The sequence below is a fragment of the Pseudomonas kitaguniensis genome (assembly GCF_009296165.1).
GTDB lineage: Bacteria > Pseudomonadota > Gammaproteobacteria > Pseudomonadales > Pseudomonadaceae > Aquipseudomonas > Aquipseudomonas kitaguniensis.
In genome coordinates, this window is record NZ_VUAZ01000244.1 from 1 (window position 1) to 3,525 (window position 3,525).

3 protein-coding genes and 1 pseudogene are annotated in these 3,525 nt (G+C 62.4%); 3 read left to right on the plus strand and 1 reads right to left on the minus strand.

Annotated features, from left to right (window positions below):
- Positions 1 to 24 precede the first annotated feature (24 nt).
- Positions 25 to 963: a LysR family transcriptional regulator gene (locus tag F0169_RS27075; RefSeq protein ID WP_058411051.1), complete on the minus strand. Its 939-nt coding sequence runs from the start codon at positions 961 to 963 to the stop codon at positions 25 to 27.
- A 175-nt stretch (positions 964 to 1,138) separates the two neighbouring features.
- On the opposite strand from F0169_RS27075, the gene F0169_RS27080 reads away from it, so the two are divergent.
- From F0169_RS27080 to F0169_RS27090, 3 genes and pseudogenes are all read left to right on the plus strand, one after another.
- Positions 1,139 to 1,879: a 5-oxoprolinase subunit PxpA gene (locus F0169_RS27080; protein WP_172979573.1), complete on the plus strand. Its 741-nt coding sequence runs from the start codon at positions 1,139 to 1,141 to the stop codon at positions 1,877 to 1,879.
- Positions 1,876 to 2,579: pseudogene (locus tag F0169_RS27085) on the plus strand (5-oxoprolinase subunit B family protein). Before F0169_RS27080 ends, F0169_RS27085 begins: the two are co-directional and overlap by 4 nt.
- Entirely contained in the window at positions 2,576 to 3,490 is a 915-nt protein-coding gene (locus tag F0169_RS27090) for a 5-oxoprolinase subunit C family protein (RefSeq protein WP_152748140.1), read from the plus strand. Before F0169_RS27085 ends, F0169_RS27090 begins: the two are co-directional and overlap by 4 nt.
- Positions 3,491 to 3,525: the final 35 nt, after the last annotated feature.

Sequence of the window (3,525 nt, forward strand, 5' to 3'; positions counted from 1 at the left end):
GCACCGAGTGGTGGGACAGGCCCACTAATCCGCTTGCTTCAATGAAACCTGTGGGCTCAGCACCATCCGCTCTTCACCGACCTCTTCGGCATACCGCGCCACTACCTTCTGGCACAGCCCGACTATCTCCTCCACCAGCTCGACACCGACGCGCCACGACACCACCACCTGCAAGTTTGGCAAGCGTTGCGCCATCGGCAGCATCACCAATTCCCCGCGTGCCAGCTCCTCACGGACCAGCACCGGGGGCAGGGCGCCCACCCCAAAACCATCGCGTAGCAAGCGGGTGATCGCCGACACCGAGTTCACACAGTTCATGCGGGGCGCGGCCACGCCGTTGGCCTGCATCAGGCTCAACACGTCCTGGTGTGGGTGGGAATTTTTCGAGTAAGTGATGATGCGCTCCCGGGCCAGTTCGGCGAGGGAAGCATAGTCGCGGTTGTAGATCGAATGGCGGGCAACAATCCATGCCATCGGGTGGCTGGCAAGTTCCAGGCTGCGCACGGTTTCGAGGCGCAGCAGGTCGGTTTGCAGGATCAGGTCAAGGAAGCCTTTTTGCAGCTGATCACTGAGGTTGAGCGCGGTATCGGCGATCAATTCAATTTCGACCAGCGGAAAATGGTCCATCAATTCCGCCACCAAAGGGCTGAGCCACGTATGGATCACCGTGTCCATCGCGCCGATCCGAATCCGTCCGACCTTGCTGCTGGTGGTTTCCAGGGACTGTTTCAAGCCCTGCAGCGTCACCATCATTTGCTCGGCGTAATCGAGCACCTTCAAGCCTTCCGGGGTCAGGCTCACGCCGCGCGAGTCGCGCAGAAACAGCTTCACGCCCAACTCGCTTTCGAGCACGGCAATGCGGCTGGAAATCGAGGCTTGGGTGGTGAACAGCTTTTCGGCGGTCAGCCGAAAGCTCTTGAGCTTGGCCACCCAGACGAAGGTTTCGAGGAACTTCAAATTCATGGGATCAACTTTTCTTATGCATGGATCGGTTTTTATTAGTTGGACGCCGCGCCGGGCAAACGCCAAAAATCGAGCTATTCCACGATAAGCGGCGTTGGGGTGCCAGGACAAGTTGCGCGTTGTGTGCCCACAATCCCACACTGTAAAAAATACACAGCCTAGAGGAGCACCCACCGTGAGCCGTCTGTTATTGAACTGTGACATCGGCGAAAGTTTTGGCAACTGGACCCTGGGTCTGGACGCCGAAGTCATGCCGTTCATCGATTGCGCCAACGTGGCTTGCGGCTTTCATGCCGGCGACCCGAGCATCATGCGCAAGACCGTCAGCCTGGCCTTCAAGCACGGCGTGCAAGTCGGCGCGCACCCGGCGTACCAGGACCTGCAAGGTTTCGGGCGCCGCTCCATGGCCTACACGCCTCAGGAAATCCAGGACCTGTTGCACTACCAGATTGGCGCGCTGGACGGCATCTGCCGCGCGCAAGGCGGGCGCGTCAGTTACGTCAAACCGCATGGCGCGATGTACAACGACATGATGGCCAACCCAGCGCAACTGCGCGCGGTTATTCAGGCCGTGGCGGCCTATGGCGACTTGCCGCTGATGCTGTTGGCCACTCGTGATAACAGCGCGGCCAAGGCCTTGGGCGAGGAATACGGGGTTATTCTGTGGTTCGAAGCGTTCGCCGACCGTGCTTACGACCACCGGGGGCACTTGGTCTCCCGCCAGTTGCCGGGCGCCGTGCACCACGACTCCGAGACCATCATCCAGCAAGCCTTGACCCTTTCCCAAGGCGAAGCGCTGACCGCCAGCGACGGCAGCGCCTTGCTGTTGCAGGCCAATACGCTGTGTGTGCATGGCGACAACGCCAGTTCGGTGGCCGCGGTAAAACGTATCCGCGAGGCATTGAGGCCAGCATGAAGCCACGCGTTGAAGTGGTGGCGATTGACTGCCTGATGGTGCGTCTGTTTGAGGTGATTGCCGAAGCCAATATGCCGTGGATGCTCGCTGCCACCCAGCGCCTGCGCGAGCGTTTTGGCGCGGCACTGGTCGACCTGGTGCCGTCCTACACCACCTTGATGGTGCATTACGACCTTACGGTATTGGCCCCGGCTCAGGCGCGGGTGTTGATCGATCAGGCCCTGGCCGACCTGCAACCCCAAGCCCAGGGCAGCGGCCAGTGCCACGTGTTGCCAGTGTGGTACGACCTGAGCGTCGGCCCTGAACTGAGCTTGCTCAGCCAGCGCAGCGGCTTGGCGGTAGACGAAGTGGTCCGCCGCCACAGCGCCCATCAATACCAGGTATTCGCGCTCGGCTTTGCGCCCGGTTTTGCCTTTATGGGCTTGGTCGATGAGGTGCTCGCCACGCCACGCCTCAGCACGCCACGCAAACGCGTGGCTGCCGGCAGCGTCGCATTGCTGAACGGCAGACCGCCGCTTACCCGGTGGTATCGCCCGGTGGCTGGAACCTGATCGGCCGCACCCCGGCCAAGCTGTTCGACCGTGAGCGCGACGGCTACAGCTTGATACAACCCGGCGACACTGTACGTTTCGAGCCCGTCAGCCACGCCGAATTTATCCGCTTGGGCGGCGATGACACGCCATTGGAGGCGCAGGCATGAGCCGCTTGTTGATCGAGGCCAGCACGCCGCTGTGCCTGTTGCAGGATGCCGGCCGTTTTGGCGTGCGCCACCTCGGCGTGACCCAGGGCGGCGCGCTGGACTGGGTGTCGATGTCGTGGGCCAATTGGTTGCTGGGCAACGCGTTGGATGCGCCGGTGGTGGAAATCACCTTGGGCGGTTTTACCGTGCAGGCGCAAGAGTATTGCCTGCTGGCCCTGGCCGGTGCGGACCTGGGCGCTTACATTGATGAGCGTGCGGTCAGCCCCGGGCGCAGTTTTATCCTGCAAAAGGGCCAGCGCTTGCGCTTCACCCAACCGTTCAGCGGCGCGCGCGCTTACCTGGCGGCGCCCGGCGGGTTTACTGCGCCGCAGGTGCTGGGCAGTTGTGCCACGGTAGTGCGCGAGGCGTTGGGTGGGCTGGACGGTTTCGGCAAAGCGTTGGCCGAGGGCGTGCACCTGGCGTATTCCGGTACGGGCGGCGCGATGAAAGTGCTGAGTGAACCGGGGTTGCCTGCCAAGGCGCCGCTGGAGGTCATTGTCGGTGCGCAGATTGGCCAGTTCAGCGGGCAAAGCCTGTTTGACGCGTTCAACACCGAATGGGCCATCGACAGCCGCGCCGACCGCATGGGCATGCGCTTGCTGGGCACGCCGTTGCAGTATCAAGGACCGTCGTTGATCTCTGAAGGCATTCCGTTGGGGGCGATCCAGGTGCCGCCGGACGGGCAACCCATTGTGTTGCTCAATGACCGGCAGACCATCGGCGGCTACCCGCGTTTGGGTGCGCTGACGCCGTTGGCGCAGGCCAGGCTGGCGCAATACCTGCCCGGCGAGAAAGTGCGCCTGGCGCCGGTGGTGCAAGAGACCGCGCATCGCCAGCACCGCGACTTTTTACAGCGCCTTGCCACCGTCTAAAAAACACCGAGGCCACAATGTGGGAGGGGGCTTGC

Excerpts from the sequence above, each read along its gene's own strand:
- F0169_RS27090 (WP_152748140.1), top strand. The coding sequence starts at position 2,576 with ATGAGCCGCTTGTTGATCGAGGCCAGCACGCCGCTGTGCCTGTTGCAG.
- F0169_RS27075 (WP_058411051.1), bottom strand. The coding sequence starts at position 963 with ATGAATTTGAAGTTCCTCGAAACCTTCGTCTGGGTGGCCAAGCTCAAG.